The organism is Rossellomorea oryzaecorticis (assembly GCF_045897515.1).
Lineage (GTDB): Bacteria > Bacillota > Bacilli > Bacillales > Bacillaceae_B > Rossellomorea > Rossellomorea enclensis.
The window spans coordinates 1-986 of record NZ_JBJOSA010000051.1; the positions used below are offsets into that span (position 1 = coordinate 1).

A 986-nucleotide genomic window follows, 5' to 3' on the forward strand; every position below is an offset into this window, starting at 1 on the left:
TGTAAAAGCGAATGCGAATAAGAAGAAATTTGAAAAGAAAATCGCCCGAGTCGAAACTAGAACGTATCAGGCTCAATTAGATGAAGAGATTAATATCGACCGTGAGGAACACGGAAAAAAGCCCTTCCCCCCACAGAATAAAGAAGAGTCAAAAGAAATAAAGGTCAGTACGACCGATCCTGAAAGTGGTTATTACGTAAAAGATGAGCGTGAAAAGCTGTTTGCGTATTCTTTTCATACGGCTAGCGACTCCAGAGGTTTTATCTTAGGTTCTCTCGTCACGGGAGGAAATGTTCACGATAGTCGGATGTTGGACAAGCTCGTCACTCAAGTCACGGATAAGGTCGGTAAGCCTAGTTCTGTCGCTGTTGATGCAGGATATAAAACACCCCACATCGCTAAATTCCTCATGGACCAAGAAATCAGACCCGTTATGCCTTATACACGGCCGAGAACGAAAGACGGATATCTTAAGAAATACGAATACGTTTACGATGAATATTTTGACTCCTATCTTTGTCCCGAAGGACAAATTCTACCTTACCGTACTACCACAAGAGACGGGTACAAACAATACGCTTCCAATCCTTTGGAATGTACAGACTGTCCTCTGTTAGAACGTTGTACGCAAAGTAAGAATCACACCAAGATGATTCATCGACATGTGTGGCAGGATTACATAGATGAGGTAGATCATTTGAGACATACAGAACTAAATAAAACTCTATATGCGAAACGCAAAGAAACGATCGAACGGGTCTTTGCGGACGCAAAAGAAAAGCATGGCATGCGTTGGACGACCTTAAGAGGTCTTAAAAAAGTTTCAATGCAGGCGATGCTTACATTCGCTGCCATGAATCTTAAGAAATTGGCAAACTGGACATGGCGAGGGCCATGTCCAGCCTAGAAATAGGAGAAAAATCTTTAGAAATAACAGAAAACCCCACCTTCGCTTAAGGCGAAGGTGGGGTTTGTCTACAGTCTGA

At 42.6% G+C, this 986-nt stretch carries 1 protein-coding gene; it reads left to right on the forward strand.

Annotated elements, in window-relative coordinates; all coding sequences use genetic code 11:
- On the forward strand, positions 1-907 hold a 907-nt coding region (locus tag ACKA06_RS21615), incomplete at its 5' end, for an IS1182 family transposase (protein WP_411160630.1).
- Positions 908-986: the final 79 nt, after the last annotated feature.